Here is a 19,871-nt window from a genome sequence, read left to right as displayed (position 1 = left end):
CGGACAACGGATTCCTGAAAAATGAGAGACCGGCGCCTGGCGTTCAGCATCGAACGCCCTGCCAAGTCGTGCCAATCCATGTCGTGCCAAGAGGTGCCGTGCCCAGCCAGGTCGTGGTGTGTCGTAGCAGAAAGCACCACGCGCATGACCTGCTAGTCCGGCGCGACATGCATCGCCGCTGCGGTGGCGGGGGCCAGCCGGTGCCCGCCATGCGCCATGATCGCCGGCAGGTATTCCGCCAGCTGCGCAAAGCCGTGATCGCCACCCGGCGTGATGATCAAGCGACTTCCCTGATAGAGCCCTGCGGCATCATTGACATCCAATGTCTCATCGGCCGTCGCCAACAGCACCAGGGTGCGCTGCGCCGTGACCGGCTCCGCTTCCAATGCGAGCAGTCCGGGCCCGAACTCCTCGGTGACGGTGAACGTCACGCCGGTATAGGGATTGGCATGCACCGAACCGAGCCATTCGCTGACCAGTCGCGCGGGACGCACGGCCGGATTGATCAGCACACTGCGCGGCCCCTGACGCCAGACGCTCTGAGAAGGACCTGCCGGCCCCTCGAGGCGTGCGGCCTCACGCGCGACCAGCCAGGTGGCCAGAAAGCCGCCCATGGAGCTGCCGATCACCATGATGGCGTCATCACAGGCAGGGTCTGCGGGGTCCAGCGCCAGGCGCTCACACAACGTGAGATAGGCCGCGTTGACCGCCGCCTGACCCGCACCGGGCTCCGGGGGGATGTCCGGCATCACGCACGGCAGGCCGAACTGCTCTGCCGCGCGCTGCATCAAGCGTGCCTTGGGCGAACAACTGGCCGAATTGAAGCCGTGCAGATACAGCAGACCCTTGACGGGCGCGGCGGCGTGCATCGCTGCCGTATCTGACGGTAAGGGGGAATTGGCCATCAGCACTCCCGACAACACGTCAGACCGCGAAACCTCCCCTCCCACGCCTCAAGATGGCTGGGCATCTCTCGAGCGTTCATATGCTGGAAGCAGGGATTTCGACGGTCCGCGTCGTGCTGTCTAGTGTAAACGATTGATTCGCTTATAGGATAGCGAGAATACTGTATAAATCAACAGAGAACGACGACTGCCGCCGCCGCTCGTCTTGCATGGCATATCAGCATGCCCTCACTCACGCACTCTCACTCTCACTCACATCCGCCGAGGGCTCAGCGCGGGTCCTGATCCTGGGCTGCCCACACCGCTTCGATCAGCGCACGGCTGGAGGCGTCCAGCGTGTCGAAACCTTCGCCGGTGGTCATGGTCGCTTCGGTGGCGGTGGCGATCTGCTTGCCCAGCTCCACGCCCCACTGATCGAACGGGTTGATATCCCAGATGGTGGCCTGAACGAAGACCTTCTGCTCGTAGAGCGCAATCAACGCACCCAGCGTTTCCGGTGTCAGCGTCTCCAGCAGCAGCGTGGTCGACGGCTGATTGCCACGGTAGCGCTTGTGGTTCGGCTGCGCCTCATCACCGGGGATGGCGTCATCGCCCAGCATCAGCACACGTGACTGGGCGAAGCAGTTGGCCAGCGTCAGGCGGTGCTGTGCCTTGAGGTGGGCGCGCGTCTCGGCATCCTCGACATGGTCATAACGGCACATCGGCGCGATGAAGTCACACTCGACCGCCTGGGTGCCCTGGTGCAGCAGCTGATAGAAGGCGTGCTGAGCGTTCGGCCCCAGCTGGCCCCACAGCACCGGACAGGTCGAGTAGTCGATCATCTCGCCATCGTTGGTCACTGACTTGCCGTTGGATTCCATCTCCAGCTGCTCGAGGTAGCTTGCGAAGTATTCCAGGCGACCATCGTAGGGCAGGATGGAGTGGGCGCGGATATCGAGGAAGTTGTTGTTCCAGATCCCGGCCAGCGCCAGCAGCACCGGCAGGTTGTCTTCCAGCGGCGCGGTGCGGAAGTGCTCATCCAGCTCATGCGCCCCGGCCAGCAGGCGACGGAAGTTGTCCATGCCGACATTGAGCGCGATGGGCAGACCGATGGTGCCCCACAGCGAATAGCGGCCGCCGACCCAATCCCAGAACAGCAGCTGATGTTCCGGCGCGATGCCCCACTCGGTCATCTTTTCCGGCTTGGCGGAAGCGCCGATAAAGTGCTGACGATTGATCAGCGCTTCCAGGCGCCCTTCCGGGTCGAGGCGTGATTTCAGCCAGTCGCGCGCGGTGCGGGCATTGGACAGCGTGTCGATGGTCGAGAATGACTTGGAGGACAGGATGAACAGCGTGGTTTCCGGGCTGAAGGATTCCAGATAATCCGCCAGCTGGGAGCCATCCATGGTCGAGGCGAAGTGCACGCCGATCTCGTGGATGTCCTTGGGACGGCAATCGCTCAAGGCGCTGGAGACCATCAGCGGGCCCAGGTCCGAGCCACCGACACCGAGGTTGACCACGTCGGTGATCGGCTTGCCGGTGGCGCCGCGCCACTGGCCGCTGTGGAAGGTGTCGACCATCTCGGCCAGGTGCTCGAGGCTCTCGTGGATGGCCGGCACGATATCCTCGCCGTCCACCTCGAGGCTGGCGGAGCGCGGCAGACGCAGCGCGGCGTGCAGCGCCGGACGGTCTTCGGAGCGATTGACATGTTCACCGGCAAGTAGGCGCTTGATGCCCTGCTCGACGCCGGTTTCGCGCGCCAGATCCAGCAGCAGCTCCAGGGTCTCGCCCGTGAGGCGCTGCTTGGAGAGATCCAGACGCAGTCCCGCGGCTGAGCGCGTGAAGGTCGCCACTCGGTCACGCCCTTGCGCCGCATCCTCGGCGAACAGGTCCTTCAGATGCACATCGGCCATCTGCTCTTGATGATGGCGCGCGAGAGCCTGCCAGGCCTGGGTATTACGACGCGCAGAACGTGCCGCTGATTGAGTGGACATGGCCACCTCTCTCCTTGAAGTGTAATGACCGGCCCTGCACGGCCCGGCCTGAAATCGATTGATGGAGGCATCACCCGCCGGCCGTGACGGGTGCGTCACGGGCGCCGAATGCGTAGAATGGCGGGCCCGACGGGGCGCTCTGCCCGGCCGGTCCTCGGCCACAGGCATGTCGCCCTGGCCCACTGCCCGATGAAGCCTTGATCCATGAGTGATGCATCTTACCGTGACGCGATATTTACGACACCCCTTGACCGTGTCGCCAGCTTCTCCTTCGACGAGCAGGTCGTCAGCTGCTTTCCGGACATGCTGCGCCGCTCGGTGCCGGGTTACGGTCAGATCATCGCCATGCTGGGCCTGATGGCCCGCGCCCACCTGCGCCCCGGCGCGCGGGTCTATGATCTGGGCTGCTCACTGGGTGCTGCCAGCATGGCGCTGGCCCGCGAGATGGCCGCCGAGGATATCGAGATCGAGGCCGTCGATCTGTCCAGACCGATGGTCGAGCGCGCCAGCCGCGAACTCGCCGAGGCCTTCCCCGACCACCGCATCAACGTCACCGAAGCTGATATTCGCACTCTCGACTATCAGCCGGCCGGCATGATCGTGGTCAATCTGACGTTGCAGTTCCTGCCGCCGGAAGACCGCGACGCCGTGATCGACAAGCTGTTCGCGGCGCTGGAACCCGGCGGCGTGCTGATCCTCTCCGAGAAGATCATCAGCGATGATCCGGTCGAGAATGCCTGGCTGATCGAACGGTATCATGACTTCAAGCGCGCCAACGGCTACTCCGATCTGGAAATCTCCCAGAAACGTGAGGCCCTCGAGGACGTGATGAAGCCCGACAGCCTGAACACGCATCACGAGCGCCTGGCGCGCGCCGGCTTCCAGCGCAGCCACACCTGGCTGCAATACCTGAATTTCGCATCGATGGTCGCCTTCAAAGCCGCCGAATGACCGCTACGCCTGCACGGACCCGACCCAGCGCATGAGCATTTCCCCGTATGACCGCGACCTTTACCGCGCCTTCACCGAGCTTGCCTGTGAGCCAGGCGCCGTCGGCGACGGCTTCGCCCGCTGGCTGGGCGCCCTGCCCGAGCAACTGGCCAATGGCCTGGACCGCAAGCGTCACGCCGACCTCAAGGCCTGGCATGGCGCGCTGGAAAAGCTGCCCGCCCTGCCCGACGATCGCGATGTACAGCTGGATGCCGACCGGGTCGGCGCACGCTTTCCGACTGGCCTGACTAGCGGACAGCTGCGCCAGAGCGAGAACCTGCTGCGTGCGATGATGCCGTGGCGCAAGGGCCCCTATCAGCTCGACGAGATCCATATCGACACTGAATGGCACTCCGACTGGAAGTGGCAGCGTCTCGCGCCGCACCTGTCGGACCTCACCCATCGCCGCGTGCTGGATGTCGGCGGCGGCAATGGCTACCACGGCTGGCGCATGGTTGGTGCAGGCGCGGCCTTCACGCTGGTGATCGACCCTTCACCGCGCTTCTACTGCCAGTTCCATGCCGTGCGTCACTTCATCGGCGCGGATCACCCCCGGGGCCGCAACCTGCACTTCCTGCCGGTGGGCATCGAGGATGTGCCAGCGAAGATGGGCGCCTTCGATAGCGTATTCTCGATGGGCGTGCTCTATCATCGCCCCTCCCCGATGGACCACCTCTTCCAGCTGCGTGACACCCTGCGTCCCGGCGGCGAGCTGGTGCTGGAAACCCTGGTGGTGGAAGGTGACGTGACGACGGTGCTGATGCCCGGCGAGCGCTACGCCGCGATGCCCAATGTCTACTTCCTGCCCTCCTCGCAGGCGCTGGCCCACTGGTGCGAGCGCGCCGGTTTCAAGGACGTGCGCATCGTCGATGAAGCTGTGACCACCCTGGACGAGCAGCGTGCCACCGACTGGATGACCTACCACTCGCTGAGCGACTTCCTCGACCCCGCTGACCCGAGCCTGACCCGCGAAGGCCACCCGGCGCCGCGGCGTGCGGTGCTGATCGCCACTCGCGCCTGACCTGGCGTCTGAGCAGGCACCTGAACGCGCGTTAGAGACACGGACTTCTCGTCGCGCTAGGGCCGACGGCAGCAGAAATACAAGAACGGCGATGCTTCATGAGCATCGCCGTCTTCTTTTCTCTTCTCAGACACTGCCTCTCGTCTCAGACACTGCCTCTCGTCTCAGGCACTACAACTCGCCTCAGACAATTCCCAGACGCTGCGCCTGCCGGTACAGGTTGCCGCGATCGATCTTGAGTCTGCGCGCTGCCTCCGCCCAGTTGCGATCACTTGCCTGCCAGACCCGCGAGATGTGTTCACGCTGAAACGCCTCGGTGGCATCGCGCAGTCCCAGCGTCTCATCGCCGTCCTGCCAGGCGGTGCGCGGTGCAGAACTTGCTCCTCCGGTCTGACTCGCTCTGCCTGTCTGATCCACCCTCCCCACCTGCGCACCCTGAATCTCCTGCGCCACGCCGGTGGCCCGTTCAAGTGACATCTCGGTATTGACCTCCAGCCCCAGCAGCTCCGGCGTGATCACCACCAGCTGGCGCCCATCGGCGCGCAGGCGAGTCGGGTGGGCGCCATGCGCGAGCCGGGCATGCAGGGCGGCGCGGCTCAGGCAGTGCTCCAGTTCACGCACGTTGCCGGGCCAGGGGTAGTCGCACAGCAGGCGCTCCGCCGCCGGCGTCAGGCGCAGATTGCCCAGCCCGAGGCGCGTACGGTTGTGCTCAAGAAAGGTGCCGGCCAACGCCAGCAGGTCCGCACGTCCGCGCTCACGCAGCGGCGGCACCCTGAGCGGATAGACGCTCAGGCGGTGATAGAGGTCTTCACGGAAATGCCCGGCGGCGACCTCCGCCTCGAGATCGCGATTGGTGGCCGCGATGACGCGCACATCGACTTTGACCACGCGATCGCTGCCCAGCGGCTGCAGCTCGCCCTCCTGCAAGACCCGAAGCAGCTTGGGCTGCAGCGACAGCGGCAGCTCGCCGATCTCATCCAGCAGCAGGGTGCCGCCATCCGCCATCACGAAGTGACCACGATGGTCGTGGGTCGCCCCCGAGAAGGCGCCACGCCGATGCCCGAACAGCGCGCTTTCGACCAGATCCGGCGACAAGGCGGCGCAGTTGATGCGCACCAGCGGCCGCGCAGCCCGCCGGGAAGCGTCGTGCAGGCGCTGGACCACGCCCTCCTTGCCCACGCCGGTCTCGCCCTGCACCAGCACCGTCATCTCGGTATCGGCGACCGCCTCCAGCTGCGCCTCGAGCCTGGCCATCGCCGGGCCCCGCTGCGGGCAGGCCATGGCACTCTGTGACGCCATGCCTGTCGGTGAGACCACCATCGGTGCCGAAAGCCCTGACCTGCCTTCCGTGGCCCCCGCAGCCCACTCCTGTCGCAGTGACAGCGACAGACAGTGTGCGGGGAGTGACAACCAGGCCTGCAACTCCTGAAGCGGAAGTGCCAGCTCGTCCGTACTCGCAGAGGCGCACAACGATTCCAGCGGGGCCAACACTCCCGGCGTCAGCGCATCGAAGGTCATCACTCCCAGCAGGGTATCGCCCTCGCGCAGCGCGATACCGGCACAGTCATGCACCAACAGATCCGGCCCATGCACGTCCCCCAGCAGGCCATCGAAGGGGTCCGGCAGGTCGCTGTCCAACGCGAAACGATGTACTCCCGTGTGCTCGGCGATCGCCTTGAGCCGCGGGTGCTCCGCCAGCGCGAAGCGTCGCCCGCGCACCTCGGCAGGCAGGCCGTAGGTGGCCAGTGGCAACAGCTCGTCACGCTCGGGCAGGTAGCGCATCAGGGTCGCCGCCTCACCGGGCAGCTGCTGCATGATCGCGGCCAGCAGACGCGTCCATGGCAGCGCGCGCCGCTCGCCGCCCTCCTCGCGGGACAACCAGGCGGCGAGCCAGGCATTCACGGCCGCGACCGGCGTATCGTTCAGGGGCAAGAGGGCATCGGGCATGCGGTCATCCTTGCGGATATCGGGAGTGAGAGGGCTGAAGATTGATGTCATCATGACACGCTTGATGTCATTAGAACACGCCACATGACCATGTCATTTTGACATCATAGACCTGCAGAGTGCATGACGACTGGCCTCGAGAGTTGGCACGCCCCTTGCCATAGAGGGAGGGACATCAATCAGAGGTATCGTCATGCTGACCAACGCCCAGGAAGACCTGATCGCCGCCACCGCTCCCGTCGTCGCCGAGCATCTCAATGCCATCACGGCGCGCTTCTATCCGCTGATGTTCGAGCGCTATCCCGAGGTGAAGCCGCTGTTCAACCAGACCCACCAGGCCAGCGGCGGCCAGGCCCGTGCGCTGGCCGGCGCCGTACTCGCCTATGTCGGCGCACGCCACTCGCGTGAGGCGGTGGACCGCCTGCTGGCGCCCGTGGTCAGCAAGCATGTCTCGCTCAATATCCTGCCGGAACACTATCCCATCGTCGGCGAGTGCCTAATGACCGCCATCGGCGAGGTGCTGGGGGACGCCGTCACGCCGGAGATCGCCGATGCCTGGGGCGCCCTCTATGGGGAACTGGCCGCTGTGCTGATCGCCGCCGAGCAGGGCCGCTACGACAGCTTCGCCGCTACCCGCGGCGGCTGGCAGGGGCTGCGCCGCTTCCGCATCGTGCGCACACAGGACGAGAGCCGCGAGATTCGCTCGCTGTACCTGGCGCCGGTGGAAGGCCCGATGTTCTCCTTCCTGCCGGGCCAGTACATCGGCATGCGCCTGGCGACACCCCAGGGCGTGATCCATCGCCATTACAGCCTGTCCCACGCGCCGGACGAGCGCTTCTGCCGTATCTCGGTCAAGCGTGAGGCCCACGGCCAGTCCAGCCAGTACCTGCATGCGCTGAAGACAGGTGACGAGATCGAACTGCTGCCACCGGCCGGCGAGCTGACCTTCGAGCATGCTGCCCCGCAGAGCGCCGATGCCCCGGTGCTGTTGCTGTCGGCGGGTGTCGGCCAGACGCCGATGCTGTCGCTGCTGACGGCGGCGCTGGCGGCGGGCCGCCAGGTGATCTACCTGCATGCGGCGCGCAATCCCGAGGTGCATGCCTTCGACGCCACCCTCAAGGCGCTGGTCGCGCAGTATCCAACGCAGCTGCATTATCAGGTCTGCTACGAACAGGCCGAGACGCTGCCGCCCCATGCGCAATTGGGCATCATCGAGCGCGACTGGCTGGCGCAGCAGATCGCCGCGACCGGTGCCAGCGCCGAGTCGCTGCAGGCCTTCGTGATCGGCCCGCATGGCTTCATGCAGAGCATGATCCAGCACCTCAGCCGTATCGGCGTACCGCTCAGCCAATGTCACCACGAGCATTTCGGCCCCTCCACCCCGCTCGCCATCGACACTGCTGTCGCCTGATGCGCCAGGTGTGAGCCGCACCATGCAAAAAGCCCCCATCGCCTTGCGGCCATGGGGGCTTTTGCGTTCTCCGGCTTCATTCCAGCAGGCCGTGTTGTTATTGCGTGTCCAGCGTTGTTGTTGGTATTCCGCTGACTTCCATGCTGCTGTCGCTACAGGACGGAATCAGTTGGTGCGGCCGAGCAGCTCGCGCACATCTCGCGCTTCCCAGTGCGGGAAGTGCTTGCGCACCAGCGCATTGAGGTCGGCTTCAAACGCGGCCCAGTCGGTCTGCTGGGTGGTGGCCTGGGTGCCGGCGCGACCCACGCCGCGAATCATGCCCGCGCCGACGGTCACGTTGCTCAGACGATCGATGACGATGAAGCTGCCGGTCCCCGGGCTTGAGCGGTAGTCGTCTACCGGCACCGCCTGGGTCAGCTCGAGCTGGACGCGACCGATGGCGTTCAGCGCCAGGCTGTCGCCCTCGTGATGCTCCAGCGTGTTGACGTCGTAGAGGTAATCGATGGCGCTGACCTGACCGGTCAGGTCACGGGTCGCCAGCTTGATATCGTACTGACGGCCCGGCTGCAGCGGCTTCTCGTGCATCCAGACGACATCCGCTTCCAGTGCATTGGAGAGCGGCAGTTCGGCATCCGCCGCCACCAGCCAGTCGCCACGCGAGATGTCGATCTCATCGTCGAGCGTCAGGGTAATGGCCTGACCCGGGTAGGCGATCTCGAGATCACCATCGAAGGTGACGATGCGCTCGATGGTCGAGGCCTTGCCGGACGGCAGCACCTTGACGCTGTCTCCCGGACGCACGACACCGGCCGCCAGGGTGCCGCAGTAACCGCGGAAATCGAGGTTGGGACGATTGACGTACTGCACCGGGAAGCGCAGATCGCTGAGGTTCTGGTCGTGGGTCAGTTCGACGGTTTCCAGCACCTCCAGCAGTGACGGGCCCGCTTCGCCATCGACGGTGTACCAGTCCAGTGACGGGCTGCGATTGACGACGTTGTCGCCCTTGAGCGCGGACATCGGCACGAAGCGGATGTCCGGCGCGTTCAGCTTGTTGGCGAATTCCTGGTACTCGGCGACGATCTCGTTGAAGCGCGTCTCGGAGTAATCGACCAGGTCCATCTTGTTGACCGCGATCACCAGGTGCTGGATGCCCAGCAGGTCGGCGATGAAGCTGTGACGACGAGTCTGGGTCTGCACGCCGTAGCGCGCGTCGATCAGGATGATCGCCAGGCTCGCGGACGAGGCGCCAGTGGCCATGTTGCGGGTGTACTGCTCGTGCCCCGGCGTGTCGGCGATGATGAACTTGCGCTTGTCGGTCGAGAAGAAGCGATAGGCGACATCGATGGTGATGCCCTGCTCACGCTCGGACTGCAGGCCATCGACCAGCAGGGCCAGATCGACCTCGTCACCGGTGGTGCCGCTGGTCTTGGAGGCCTGGGTGATGGAGGCCAGCTGATCTTCATAGATCAGCTTGGAATCGAACAGCAGACGACCGATCAGGGTCGACTTGCCATCATCGACGCTACCGCAGGTGATGAAGCGCAGCAGGTCCTTGCGCTCGTGTTCTTGCAGGTAGGCTTCGATATCCGCGGAAATCTTGTCTGACGCGTGGGACACACTCTTCTCCTTGCCGCTGTCATGGGCCTGATGAGGTGGCGAGCCAGTGTCGCGAACCAGTGTCTCATGAGGCTGCGAGCCGACTCATCAGGCGAATTGTTCGTTCGGGTCATCAAGCGCCGCGTGGCGGCGCCTGCAGGCAATGTGCTGAGGCGACCTTAGAAATAACCTTCGCGCTTCTTCTTCTCCATCGAGCCTGCCTGGTCGTGATCGATCGCACGCCCGGAGCGCTCGCTGGTACGCGTCAGCAGCATTTCCTGGATGATTTCCGGCAGGGTCGCGGCGGTGGATTCCACGGCGCCGGTCAGCGGGTAGCAGCCCAGGGTACGGAAGCGCACGGACTTCATTTCCGGCACTTCGCCCTCCTTGAGCGGCAGACGGTCGTCGTCGACCATGATGTCGAGGCCGTCACGCTTCACCACCGGACGCACGGCGGAGTAGTACAGCGGCACGATCTTGATGGATTCGAGATAGATGTACTGCCAGATGTCCAGCTCGGTCCAGTTGGAGAGCGGGAAGACGCGGATGGACTCACCCTTGTTGATCTTGGAGTTGTAGATGTTCCACAGCTCCGGACGCTGATTCTTGGGGTCCCAGCGATGGTACTGATCACGGAAGGAGTAGACACGCTCCTTGGCGCGCGAGGCTTCCTCATCACGACGTGCACCACCGAAGGCGGCATCGAAGCCGTGCTTGTCGAGTGCCTGCTTGAGACCGGCGGTCTTCATGATGTCGGTGTACTTGGCACTGCCGTGATCGAACGGGTTGATGCCCGCCTCGACGCCTTCCTGGTTGATGTGCTCGATCAACTCCATGCCGACTTCCGCGGCCATCTCGTCGCGGAACTTGATCATTTCCTGGAACTTCCAGGTGGTGTTGACGTGCATCAGCGGGAACGGCGGGACGCCCGGCGCAAAGGCCTTGCGCGCCAGGTGCAGCATGACGGCGGAATCCTTGCCAATGGAGTACAGCATGACCGGATTGGCAAATTCCGCTGCCACTTCACGGATGATGTGAATGGATTCGGCCTCAAGCTGCTTGAGGTGGGTCTGACGTTCGGGGGTAAGCATTGCGTGCGGCAACCTCGTGAGCGTTGGGACACGCCCCGAGAGGCGGCCCGTGAAGTCAGTGGCGCGCTCTGTCAGCGACAGATGGATGCCCCGAGGGAGCACGCCGAATGGTTACACGGTACTCGCCCCGCCTTGATAACGTCAAAGAATCAGAAACTATCTTTTAAGACCAAAAAGGCATACCTGATACCTGTGGGCCTTGCACCCCGCTGATGACACCGAGGGCATTCATGCTGACGCCCAGATCATTCATGCTGACGCTGTGGCAGCGCATGGGGCGAGCTTGCCCGCCCTTCCTTGCGAGACTGGCTAGAGCGTGACCCGCTCCACCCAGGTCTCGAGATGCTCGCCATCGAGATCCACCACGCGCAGGCCGGGGCGCGCCGCCTCATCCACGGCGAAATCATGGCTGAGCGGAGCGAACTGATCGGAGGTGGAGGGAACGCCATAGACGGCCACACTGCCCTGCCCACACGGCATGAGTTGCGTGAAGGCCTGATGGATATGCCCACACAGTACGGCCCGCACCTGCGGGTACGGGCGCAACGTTTCCCACAGCGCATCGCGGTCGGCAAGGCCTAGCGCATCCATCCAGTCCGAGCCGATCGGCAGCGGATGATGATGCATGGCCAGCAGGATCGGACGTGGGTCCAGCTCGACGGACAGCGCCAGTGACTGCGCAAGCTCGCTCAATTGCTCCTCGCCAAGCTCCCCCCCGGCCTGCCCGGTGACGCGCGAATCCAGACACAGCAGTCGCCAGTCGCCCAGATCCAGCTCGTGATGAAAGGGACGCAGCTCCTGCATGAATTCAGGGTGATCGTGGTTGCCCGCGAACCAGAACCAGGGGCAGCCAAGGCCATCGAACAGCTCTGCCGCCATGCGATAGGAGGCAGGGCTCTCATCCTGGCTGACATCACCGGTCACCAGCAGGATATCGGGGCGCAGGCGCGAGGCATGCGCCATCACCGCCTCCAGCTGACGCCAGGGGAAGCCCAGCCGTGAACGCGCATCAGGGTCGGCGCGCAGATGGCAATCACTTATCTGAATCAGTCGCATCGGTCTCTCGAGCAGCAGGGAAATGAACAGAACCGCGACGGCCGGGCCATCGCGGTTCTGTCAATCAAGACGGGAAATCCATCGGGTGTCAGCGCCTGTGCGCCATGCCAGCCCCAAACGTCACGGCAACTCCGGCACATCCGCCTGCCCGAAGGCGCGGGCATGGGTCAGCCATTCGCCGAGAAAGCGATTGAGCTGAAGCTTTTCGTCCGGCTGGTGCATGCGCGGATTCGGGTAACGATTGCGCCCTGAGAAGTGACGCTGGCGCTGAAAGTCGGTGACCTCCGCCATGCGCACGTCGTGGTACAGATGCACGCTCATGCGCGGCGAATCGATGATGTGGTCCAGCACGCCGGTCTGGGCGACCGTGACCATGGTGGTATAGGGCGCGCATTCGACCACCTCGAGCAGCAGCGTGCCGAAGTGGCCCTGATTGCCCGCCAGCGGGAAGGCGAAGCTGTCACCGGCCTCGGCCTTGCCGAGGATGCGCGTGAGGCGCAGATAATTGGACCCGCACTCGGCATGGAGTGCTTTTAGGTCAGCCACATAGGCTTTCTTGACCTGCATGGGCGATCTCCTTGCGAATCTCAGAACATTGGCATGTTGTCTGTCAAAGCACGCCCGCTATCGTGCGTGGCAAGATGCGGGCGACGTGTGATAAATCAAGCGCTGCGCCAGCGCTCAGGCTGTCGGCGATAAGCTCTCGGCTATCGACTCTCGAGTCCAGCTCTCGGGACTGAAGCTGAGACGAAAACCGAGACTGATACGGACGCAGACAGTGATCGTTGCTGGCTGCCGGTTTTCAGCAAGCCTCTAGAATAGCAGCTCTGACGCGCAGGTTGAGGAAGCCTGCGTGAGACACGGGGGATTGCCAAGCTTCGCCTTCACTGCCTCAGGCATGCATGACGCGCAACGAGGCACGCTCACGCAGCAGCCATTGCATGGCCATGATGGCCATCGCGTTGCCCAACCGCCCTTGTTCCAGCAGCGTGAGGGCCGCCTGGAAATCGAGCACATGCACACGGATGTCTTCATTCTCCTCGGCCAGACCATGCACGCCACCCAGCCCACTGCTGTCACACAGACCGATGAACAGCGTGACCTCCTCGGTACAGGCGCCGGGGCTCGGATAGTAGCGGTACAGTTCGATCAGGTCGGTCAGCTCACACCCGGCCTCCTCGATCGCCTCACGGCGCGCGACCTCATGGGCCTGTTCGTCCTTGTCCACCAGCCCTGCAATCGGCTCCAGGCTCCAGGGCGTGCGTGCGTCTTCCAGCATGCCGGCACGAATCTGTTCGACGAAGACCACACGGTCGTTGACCGGGTCGTAGGGCAATACGCCTACCGCATCGTGACGGACATGCACCTCGCGATGGATCACATCGCTCCAGCCACCGTTGAAACGCTGGTGGCGGAATTCGCGCTGCTCGAGGCGAAAGAAGCCGTCCTGCAACACCCTGGCCTCGACCAGTTCGACATCATCATGTGCGAAGGCCTGTTGCCCTGCGACGTGCTCTTGTTGCTCGCTCATGCATCCTCCTTGGCTGAGCAGACATTATCCTGTCCTGCCGCGAGACTGGCCAGCCCGTCACCTGCAAACTTGCTCGCCGCGCCGTACCGAGTCAGCCATCAGCGCCATTCAAGGCGCCGCCTGAAGACACCTGGGCGACTTATCACCCGCAGAGCGATAAACGACACGGCCCGAGCGGGATCTCCGCTCGGGCCGTGGGGCTCAAGGACTCAGTCATTCAGGGAATCGGGAATTCATTCGAGGCTGTTAGAACAGCGCCTGACGCCAGCGCTGCCGTTCACTTGCGGGGCTCACTGATGGTCGCTCCAGCCAGTCTCCGCCTCCAACAGCCATGCAAGTGATACGGATGCCAGAGACTCACTGCAGGCGCTTGATCAGCGCGGCGATCTCTTTCTGCAATTCCTGATCGGCCAGCTCACGGTTGGGACGCGGCGGCCCGTCCTGTGCGAGACGCGCATGCTTGAGCGCTTCCTCATCACGGCCTTCGGAGGCCAGATAATCGGCGTAATAATAATTGGTATCCATGCCCGTCGGGTTGACCTCAAGCCCCTTGCGCAGCACTTCTCCCGCCTTCTCATCATCCCCGAAGCCCACCGGCCAGCCGGGCGCCTTGTCATAGAGCGCGCCAAGCGTCACATAGGCAGAGGCGTTGTCGCCCTCGGGGTCGAGCGTGATCGCCTTCTCGAGCGTGGCCTTGGCTTCCTTGGCCAGATCCAGTGCTCCAAGGCCACCGCGCGCCTTGGCCCATGAAGCCAGAATGATGCCTTCCCAGGTCAGCACATGGGCATTGTCCGGATACTGATCCGCCAGCGCGCGTACCTCCTTGCCCAGGGCCTCCATGCCCTTTTCCTGAGCATCACCGGAGACCTGATAATTGATCTGCGCCCAGCGCTTGGAGAGCGGGAAGACGTCATCATCGCCCGGGGCAGCATGGACTCCGGTCATGCCGGCCAGCGTGATGCCCAGCGCCATGCCCCCGGAGAGCAATACGCGACAGCAACGGGATATGACACGGCAAGACGGGTGTGAAGATGGCAGCATGGGCATGGACAGCTCCCTGATTTTCGTTATTGTTGGCAGATTCGGCATGGGTGACGCGCAAGTGCTCCGGCGAGCACACACTGACTGTAACGAACGTTTGAATCGGCCGCCAATCACCCTTGGTCGCAGGTCTCAACGCTAGCGAACATCACACACGACGCCTTGAGCCTTACCCACAGAATCAGCGGAGCAGACCATGCAAGGTCGCAACATGACACGCTGGCGCGACCCCAAGACGGACCCGCGCCAGGAAAAGAAGAGCAACGTGATTACCCCGCAGGGCCTCGCGAAGATGAAGGGCTTGGCCGACCACCTGAGGCGTGTGAGGCGCCCAGAGCTTTCGCGCAAGACGGGCGAGGCCGCCGCCATGGGGGATCGCAGCGAGAATGCGGATTACACCTACAACAAGAAGGCGCTCAATCAGACCATCGCCAGGATCGCCTATCTGGAGAAACGCCTGGATGAGCTGACAGTCGTCGATCGCTTGCCCGCGGATCTGGAGCGCGTCTATTTCGCGGCCTTCGTGACGCTGGAGGACGAGCAGGGAGAGGAGATGGAGATTCGCATCGTCGGCCCTGATGAGACCGACAATCCGCGCCGCTGGATCAGCGTCGATGCGCCCCTTGCCCAGGCATTGCTGGGCAAGGGGCTGGATGACGAGGTGAGCGTAGCCGCACCGGGTGGCGAGACGACCTACATCATCACGGCCATCCGCTATCAGTCGCCGGAGGCATAAGCGGCGAGCTGGGCATCAGGCCGCAGAGGCTCAGGTCGCAGGGAATCAGCGCGCCTTGCGTGCACGATAGACCTTGAACTGGCGCGTTTCCGCGAGCACTTCAAACTCGCCGAAGGCCGCCTGCAGCAGACCGGGATACGGCAGGAAGGCATTGGCGACCAGCGTCAGGGTGCCGCCGGGCATCAGGTGATCCGGTGCCTGGCTGATCAGGCGCGCCGCCGGTCCGTAATCGATATCGCGCTCATGATGGAACGGCGGATTGGCCACGATGGCCTCGAACCGCTCCCCCTCGAACGCCGCGAAGACATCACTCAGGCGTACGTCCGCCTCAAGCCCGTTGAGCGCCAGACTGCGACGGGTCGCCTCCACCGCGAAGGCACTGACGTCGCCTGCCATCACGCGCGCACCGTGACGCGCCAGCCAGCAGCTGATGATGCCATCACCCGCCCCGATATCCAGCGCACGCTTGTAGCCACGGGTCGGCAGGTTCTCCAGCAGCAGCGCGGTACCCGGGTCCAGCTTGGCATTGCCATACAGTCCCGGATGGCTGGTCAGTCGCATCTCCAGCGCCTCGAATTCGCCCCAGCCTTCTGTCCATTGTCCAGCCACTGCCAGTGGCGATTCACTGCTGGCGGCCTGTTCGGCCGTCAACTCACGCGTGGCGGATGACCACAGCTGGCAACGGCGCGCGGTATCGTCCTTGCGCGCCGTCATCCCCAGCGCCTTGAGGATGCGCTCAGCGCGCTTGATGCCACCGTTGACCTCGCCCACCACCTTGATCGGCGTACCGGCCGGCAACACCTGGCATAGCGCCACCAGCCACCACTCGCCCAGCGCGTGCGCCTTGGGCCAGAACACGATGGCGCCCGCGGCTTGCGCGATGGTGTCATCAGCTCGCGCATCGGCGAAGAACACCGCATGGCTGACCCGGTGCCCTGCTTCCCGCGCGGCATTCACGATACCGGTGTCATGCCCCCAGACACGCCGCTGGCGGTCCGATGACAGCCACCAGTCATCACGCGGCGCAGCGACCCACAGCCAATCACGAAAATCACTGTCCTGACGCTCTAGTAGCTGACAGGCGGGGGTTTGAGCAGACATGAAGACTCCAACAGGGTAAGAAGATATGGACAACGGCGAGGGCGCCGGATATCGAAACAATGCGGTTGTGCGGGTACCGCCTCAGGCCGGGCGCACCAGCTCATAGTGCAGATAGCGGCCCAGATAGACGAAGGGGGTCGTGCGCCAGTGCTGACACTCGAGCGCCAGCAATTTCTGCATGTCAGCCTCGCTCAGCGGGTCGCGTGAACGCAGATAGTCGTGGAAGACGCGCAGCCCGGTCAGCTCACGCACCTCAAGCCCCGCCTCCGCGGCCCACTGACGTATCTCGCCATCGCGTAGCGGTGAGATGGGCGTCAAGCGCTTGCCGGTACCCCAGCCTGCCAGGCGCCCTTCCAGTACCTTGTCGAAATTGCCCTTGCTGACATTGGAAAACGCCAGCGCATCGCGATTGAAGACACTCAGCGACATGACGCCGCCGGGCGCCAGCAACTTCGCGAGCAATGCAAACCCCTCCCGGGGATCGACCAGCCACTCCAGCACGGCATGGCACACCACCACCGGCCACTGTTTGTCCGTCTCAGCAGCGAAGCCCTGCAGATCACGCCCCTCCCAGATCAGTCGCCCAGCGAACGGCTCATCATTCGACAGCGCGTCGGCGTGACCAGGCACTTGCGGATCTGACGCCGCCTGAGCCGCCCGGGATGGATCAGCCGTCGAACCAGCGGACAGCCCCTGGCCTTGCGGCGCGGCAGTGCTCAGGAAGCGTTTCGCGCGCTCACGCATCTCGCCAGAGGGTTCGACCAGCGTGAGGTGGTGCCCACGCGTGAGCCACCAGTGAGCGGTCTGCCCGAGCCCCGCACCGATTTCCAGTACCGGGGAAGGCGGCAGGTGCGAGAAACTCTCATCCATCAGACGCTGGGTCAGCGCAAGACGAACACGGCCGCGCTCCGTGGTGTAGAAACCACGTTCGAACTTGTCGGCCAGACCGTCGAAATGACGATCAGCGGTGGCACGGCGAACGCGAGAGGCGCCAGCGCGGGACGAGGTTTTCGGCTCAGGCATGGAGAATATCTTGGCGAAGGAGAAAGAACTGACGAAGCGATGGTGCAGATAATGCCTCACTCACTCGCCAAAGGCACTTCTCGGTGCGGATGAACCGCCCACTGATGCCGCTGACGGCCCGCCGCCACGCATTTCCTCCGCCAAATGGATCGGCGTAGAATGGCGCCTGCATCGAGGGGCCAAGGAACGGCACATGGCGAGGAAAGAGGTCATGGGGCAGAGAAAGACCGACACTTGATCGACTTGAGCAGCCAAGGCTTCAACGTGACTGACTTGTGCACATCGACTCCACTTCCGACATAGACCTCAGCCATGAAACAACGCGTCCTGCTAATCGTCCGCAAGCTCAACATCGGCGGCATCCAACGCAATACCGTCAATCTCGCCAATGTCTTGCACCGCGAAGGGCATGAGGTCCATGTACTGGTACTGAAAGGCGAACTGGAACTCGTCCCGGATGCCGGCGTGCACCTTCATCAGGTCGACTTCGACAAGGCATTTCGCAAGACGGGCATCGGCCTGTTCTACGACCTGTTCACCCGCCTGCTGCTGGCTCCGTGGATCAAGGGCTCAGGATACGTCTGGCGAGGCTATTACGGCGGCCACTATCTGCGCCGTTTCATCGCGCGCCTGGAGAAGGAACACGGCCCGATCGATCGGGTCATCACGCGCGGCCAGGGCGCCTTCGAGACCTTCTGGTCGTGGCGGGACCCTCGCCTGTGGCAGGTGGCGGTGTCATGGCCCGGCGACCTGAAAGAGGGCTGGCGGCAACGTTTCCTGTTGAGCCGCCTGTATAGCGGCAAACAGGTCGTGTGCAACACCGACAATGTGCGCCAGCAACTGGAAAGCCTGCTGGACCATCACGGGATCAAGGCGGCGAGACTCGCGACCATCGGCAATGTCTGTGATCTGGATGCCATCGCCGCCATGGCAGAGGAAGAGGTGGAACTGCCCTCCCGCCCTTACGTGGTGCAGGTGTGTCGTCTCTCGGACGTCAAGCGTCAGGATGTGCTGATCAAGGCATACCTCGCCTCAGGCATCGAGGAAGACCTCGTCATCGTCGGCGATGGCCCCAAGCGGGAAGCCACCGAAGCACTGATCCGCGAGCTGGGCGTCGGCGACAGGGTCCACCTGATCGGCAGCCGCCTGAACCCCTACCCGTGGATGAAGCACGCCCGTCTGTTCGTGCTCAGTTCACGCAGTGAGGCCTTCGGCATCGTGCTGGTGGAGAGCATGTGCTGTGGCACGCCGTGCGTGGCACCGGATGTCCCCGGCGGCATTCGCAATGTCTTGATCCATGATCAGGCGCGCCTGATCTCCGAAGACTCCATCGAGGCGCTGGCAGCCAAGATTCGTGAAGGTCTCGCCAACCCGCCGGCACTCGACTCGGATCCGGAGCTGATCGAACGCTTCCGCGATACCCGCATCATGCAGGAGTTTCTGTCCCTGCCCACTGATGCCGTGACATCAGACTCCCGCTGACACCCAAAGCCCTGCGTTTATCGAGAGACTCTCTTGCAGGGCTTGTTCTTGCGCCTTCCCGCGACGCTGAACTGGCAGGACGATTGGCTGGCAAGACGATGCGATGTCCAGACCAAGAGCCAGGACATTGTTGAACGAGTAATCGGATAGGAAGATCAAGTGCGGCAATTCTTACTCCGGGCCTGAAGCCAGGACGGGCGCTGCTCACAGAGCAAGGGCCGAGCACGCAACGAACGGTGCAGAGAAGACGATAAGGCGATGACGCAGAAGGCAGGACAGACGACGGCGTCCAGAAGGTGGGATTGCTGGCGCCCCCTGCAGGAGTCGTACAAGCCCGCCATTGAGGGCTATATGCATGATTACCCATCCCACCATACACAGCACCATACACAGAAATTGATACTGGGTTGAAATTCCCCATACGACACCGAGAGCAGATCGGCGCATTGAGCTCTGGACACAACGATAGTCCCACCTCGATCATCACCATCGGCAAACACAGCGCCTCACTGATGATTTGCCCCCTCTTCATAGACCTGCAGGCTTCCCACTTGGACGGCGCCCTGGCAGGTACAGCTCCATCGCCGATGATATCTAAGAGGGGAGTCGCCGACACTGATCACCTCACCTACATAGCGCAGCTTGGTTGATAGCAACCAAGCGTCGATACCCTCCTCTTAGCGCTTCCATTTTCTAAAGCACGCCATCATAACGAGCACTGAGCACCCAATTGGGAATTGGCTATATCTGGCAATATGAATTCGCTATTGGGAAGTTGAAAATAGACAAGTATTTCTATGGCTTTCGACAGAGCGAAGCCGCCAAAGCTTCCGTACAGCATACCCAACTATTAGTCAACAAACTTTAGGAAGCAATATGTAACCATAATATCCTTAGCATATACATAACATACATTTAGAAATGCAGTACCCCAATGACTATTAAACTAAGGTCATGTTTCGCTCCT

At 63.2% G+C, this 19,871-nt stretch carries 16 protein-coding genes; 5 read left to right on the top strand and 11 right to left on the bottom strand.

Going from position 1 to position 19,871, the window contains the following annotated elements:
• Positions 1-152: 152 nt before the first annotated feature.
• The gene (locus R1T44_RS07100) at positions 153-905 is read right to left on the bottom strand and encodes a YqiA/YcfP family alpha/beta fold hydrolase (RefSeq protein WP_242007750.1); all 753 of its coding nucleotides are present in this window, start codon (positions 903-905) and stop codon (positions 153-155) included.
• Between the two features lie 269 nt (positions 906-1,174).
• Positions 1,175-2,878, bottom strand: coding sequence for a glucose-6-phosphate isomerase (gene pgi, locus R1T44_RS07095; protein WP_153635347.1), 1,704 nt, complete (start codon positions 2,876-2,878; stop codon positions 1,175-1,177).
• Positions 2,879-3,082: 204 nt separating this feature from the next.
• Here pgi and cmoA point away from each other — a divergent pair, with 204 nt between their 5' ends.
• Together cmoA and cmoB are read left to right on the top strand one after the other, a co-directional pair.
• Complete coding sequence (cmoA, locus tag R1T44_RS07090; protein WP_043335167.1) at positions 3,083-3,829, top strand: carboxy-S-adenosyl-L-methionine synthase CmoA; 747 nt, start codon at positions 3,083-3,085, stop codon at positions 3,827-3,829.
• 31 nt (positions 3,830-3,860) lie between these two features.
• Positions 3,861-4,889, top strand: a complete 1,029-nt coding sequence (gene cmoB / locus R1T44_RS07085) for a tRNA 5-methoxyuridine(34)/uridine 5-oxyacetic acid(34) synthase CmoB (protein ID WP_153635346.1) — start codon at positions 3,861-3,863, stop codon at positions 4,887-4,889.
• Positions 4,890-5,072: 183 nt separating this feature from the next.
• Here cmoB and norR read toward each other — a convergent pair whose 3' ends face one another.
• Positions 5,073-6,836, bottom strand: a complete 1,764-nt coding sequence (gene norR / locus R1T44_RS07080; RefSeq protein WP_172978628.1) for a nitric oxide reductase transcriptional regulator NorR — start codon at positions 6,834-6,836, stop codon at positions 5,073-5,075.
• Between the two features lie 193 nt (positions 6,837-7,029).
• On the opposite strand from norR, the gene R1T44_RS07075 reads away from it, so the two are divergent.
• Positions 7,030-8,247, top strand: coding sequence for a globin domain-containing protein (locus tag R1T44_RS07075; protein WP_153635344.1), 1,218 nt, complete (start codon positions 7,030-7,032; stop codon positions 8,245-8,247).
• 165 nt (positions 8,248-8,412) lie between these two features.
• Here the strand turns inward: R1T44_RS07075 and cysN are convergent, their stop codons facing one another.
• The 6 genes from cysN to R1T44_RS07045 form a co-directional block, all read right to left on the bottom strand.
• Complete coding sequence (gene cysN, locus R1T44_RS07070) at positions 8,413-9,864, bottom strand: sulfate adenylyltransferase subunit CysN (RefSeq protein ID WP_153635343.1); 1,452 nt, start codon at positions 9,862-9,864, stop codon at positions 8,413-8,415.
• 158 nt (positions 9,865-10,022) lie between these two features.
• Complete coding sequence (cysD, locus tag R1T44_RS07065) at positions 10,023-10,934, bottom strand: sulfate adenylyltransferase subunit CysD (protein WP_054557074.1); 912 nt, start codon at positions 10,932-10,934, stop codon at positions 10,023-10,025.
• 309 nt (positions 10,935-11,243) lie between these two features.
• Positions 11,244-11,990, bottom strand: a complete 747-nt coding sequence (locus R1T44_RS07060; RefSeq protein WP_192838500.1) for a metallophosphoesterase — start codon at positions 11,988-11,990, stop codon at positions 11,244-11,246.
• Positions 11,991-12,110: 120 nt separating this feature from the next.
• Positions 12,111-12,557, bottom strand: a complete 447-nt coding sequence (locus R1T44_RS07055; RefSeq protein ID WP_043337025.1) for a DUF1249 domain-containing protein — start codon at positions 12,555-12,557, stop codon at positions 12,111-12,113.
• Positions 12,558-12,882: 325 nt separating this feature from the next.
• Positions 12,883-13,521, bottom strand: coding sequence for an NUDIX domain-containing protein (locus tag R1T44_RS07050; protein ID WP_043337028.1), 639 nt, complete (start codon positions 13,519-13,521; stop codon positions 12,883-12,885).
• A 357-nt stretch (positions 13,522-13,878) separates the two neighbouring features.
• Entirely contained in the window at positions 13,879-14,562 is a 684-nt protein-coding gene (locus tag R1T44_RS07045; RefSeq protein WP_153635341.1) for a tetratricopeptide repeat protein, read from the bottom strand.
• A 196-nt stretch (positions 14,563-14,758) separates the two neighbouring features.
• Between R1T44_RS07045 and R1T44_RS07040 the strand changes: the two genes are divergently transcribed.
• Entirely contained in the window at positions 14,759-15,298 is a 540-nt protein-coding gene (locus R1T44_RS07040) for a GreA/GreB family elongation factor (protein ID WP_153635340.1), read from the top strand.
• 45 nt (positions 15,299-15,343) lie between these two features.
• Here R1T44_RS07040 and R1T44_RS07035 read toward each other — a convergent pair whose 3' ends face one another.
• Together R1T44_RS07035 and R1T44_RS07030 are read right to left on the bottom strand one after the other, a co-directional pair.
• On the bottom strand, positions 15,344-16,399 hold the full coding sequence (locus tag R1T44_RS07035) for a methyltransferase (RefSeq protein WP_153635339.1): 1,056 nt from the start codon (positions 16,397-16,399) through the stop codon (positions 15,344-15,346).
• An 81-nt stretch (positions 16,400-16,480) separates the two neighbouring features.
• Entirely contained in the window at positions 16,481-17,422 is a 942-nt protein-coding gene (locus R1T44_RS07030) for a methyltransferase domain-containing protein (protein WP_225347765.1), read from the bottom strand.
• Positions 17,423-17,734: 312 nt separating this feature from the next.
• Between R1T44_RS07030 and R1T44_RS07025 the strand changes: the two genes are divergently transcribed.
• On the top strand, positions 17,735-18,904 hold the full coding sequence (locus R1T44_RS07025) for a glycosyltransferase (RefSeq protein ID WP_107335246.1): 1,170 nt from the start codon (positions 17,735-17,737) through the stop codon (positions 18,902-18,904).
• Positions 18,905-19,871 lie beyond the last annotated feature (967 nt).

Origin of the sequence: Cobetia amphilecti (assembly GCF_032923285.1) — a bacterium.
Taxonomy (GTDB): domain Bacteria; phylum Pseudomonadota; class Gammaproteobacteria; order Pseudomonadales; family Halomonadaceae; genus Cobetia; species Cobetia amphilecti.
Note: the sequence above shows the minus strand (reverse complement) of the source record. Positions and strands in the feature narration are given on the sequence as shown.

Bases quoted from the DNA above. Each gene is read 5' to 3' on its own strand.
- R1T44_RS07100 (WP_242007750.1), bottom strand. From the start codon at position 905: ATGGCCAATTCCCCCTTACCGTCAGATACGGCAGCGATGCACGCCGCC.
- pgi (WP_153635347.1), bottom strand. From the start codon at position 2,878: ATGTCCACTCAATCAGCGGCACGTTCTGCGCGTCGTAATACCCAGGCC.
- cmoA (WP_043335167.1), top strand. From the start codon at position 3,083: ATGAGTGATGCATCTTACCGTGACGCGATATTTACGACACCCCTTGAC.
- cmoB (WP_153635346.1), top strand. From the start codon at position 3,861: ATGAGCATTTCCCCGTATGACCGCGACCTTTACCGCGCCTTCACCGAG.
- norR (WP_172978628.1), bottom strand. From the start codon at position 6,836: ATGCCCGATGCCCTCTTGCCCCTGAACGATACGCCGGTCGCGGCCGTG.
- R1T44_RS07075 (WP_153635344.1), top strand. From the start codon at position 7,030: ATGCTGACCAACGCCCAGGAAGACCTGATCGCCGCCACCGCTCCCGTC.
- cysD (WP_054557074.1), bottom strand. From the start codon at position 10,934: ATGCTTACCCCCGAACGTCAGACCCACCTCAAGCAGCTTGAGGCCGAA.
- R1T44_RS07060 (WP_192838500.1), bottom strand. From the start codon at position 11,990: ATGCGACTGATTCAGATAAGTGATTGCCATCTGCGCGCCGACCCTGAT.
- R1T44_RS07055 (WP_043337025.1), bottom strand. From the start codon at position 12,557: ATGCAGGTCAAGAAAGCCTATGTGGCTGACCTAAAAGCACTCCATGCC.
- R1T44_RS07050 (WP_043337028.1), bottom strand. From the start codon at position 13,521: ATGAGCGAGCAACAAGAGCACGTCGCAGGGCAACAGGCCTTCGCACAT.
- R1T44_RS07045 (WP_153635341.1), bottom strand. From the start codon at position 14,562: ATGCTGCCATCTTCACACCCGTCTTGCCGTGTCATATCCCGTTGCTGT.
- R1T44_RS07040 (WP_153635340.1), top strand. From the start codon at position 14,759: ATGCAAGGTCGCAACATGACACGCTGGCGCGACCCCAAGACGGACCCG.
- R1T44_RS07035 (WP_153635339.1), bottom strand. From the start codon at position 16,399: ATGTCTGCTCAAACCCCCGCCTGTCAGCTACTAGAGCGTCAGGACAGT.
- R1T44_RS07030 (WP_225347765.1), bottom strand. From the start codon at position 17,422: ATGCCTGAGCCGAAAACCTCGTCCCGCGCTGGCGCCTCTCGCGTTCGC.
- R1T44_RS07025 (WP_107335246.1), top strand. From the start codon at position 17,735: ATGAAACAACGCGTCCTGCTAATCGTCCGCAAGCTCAACATCGGCGGC.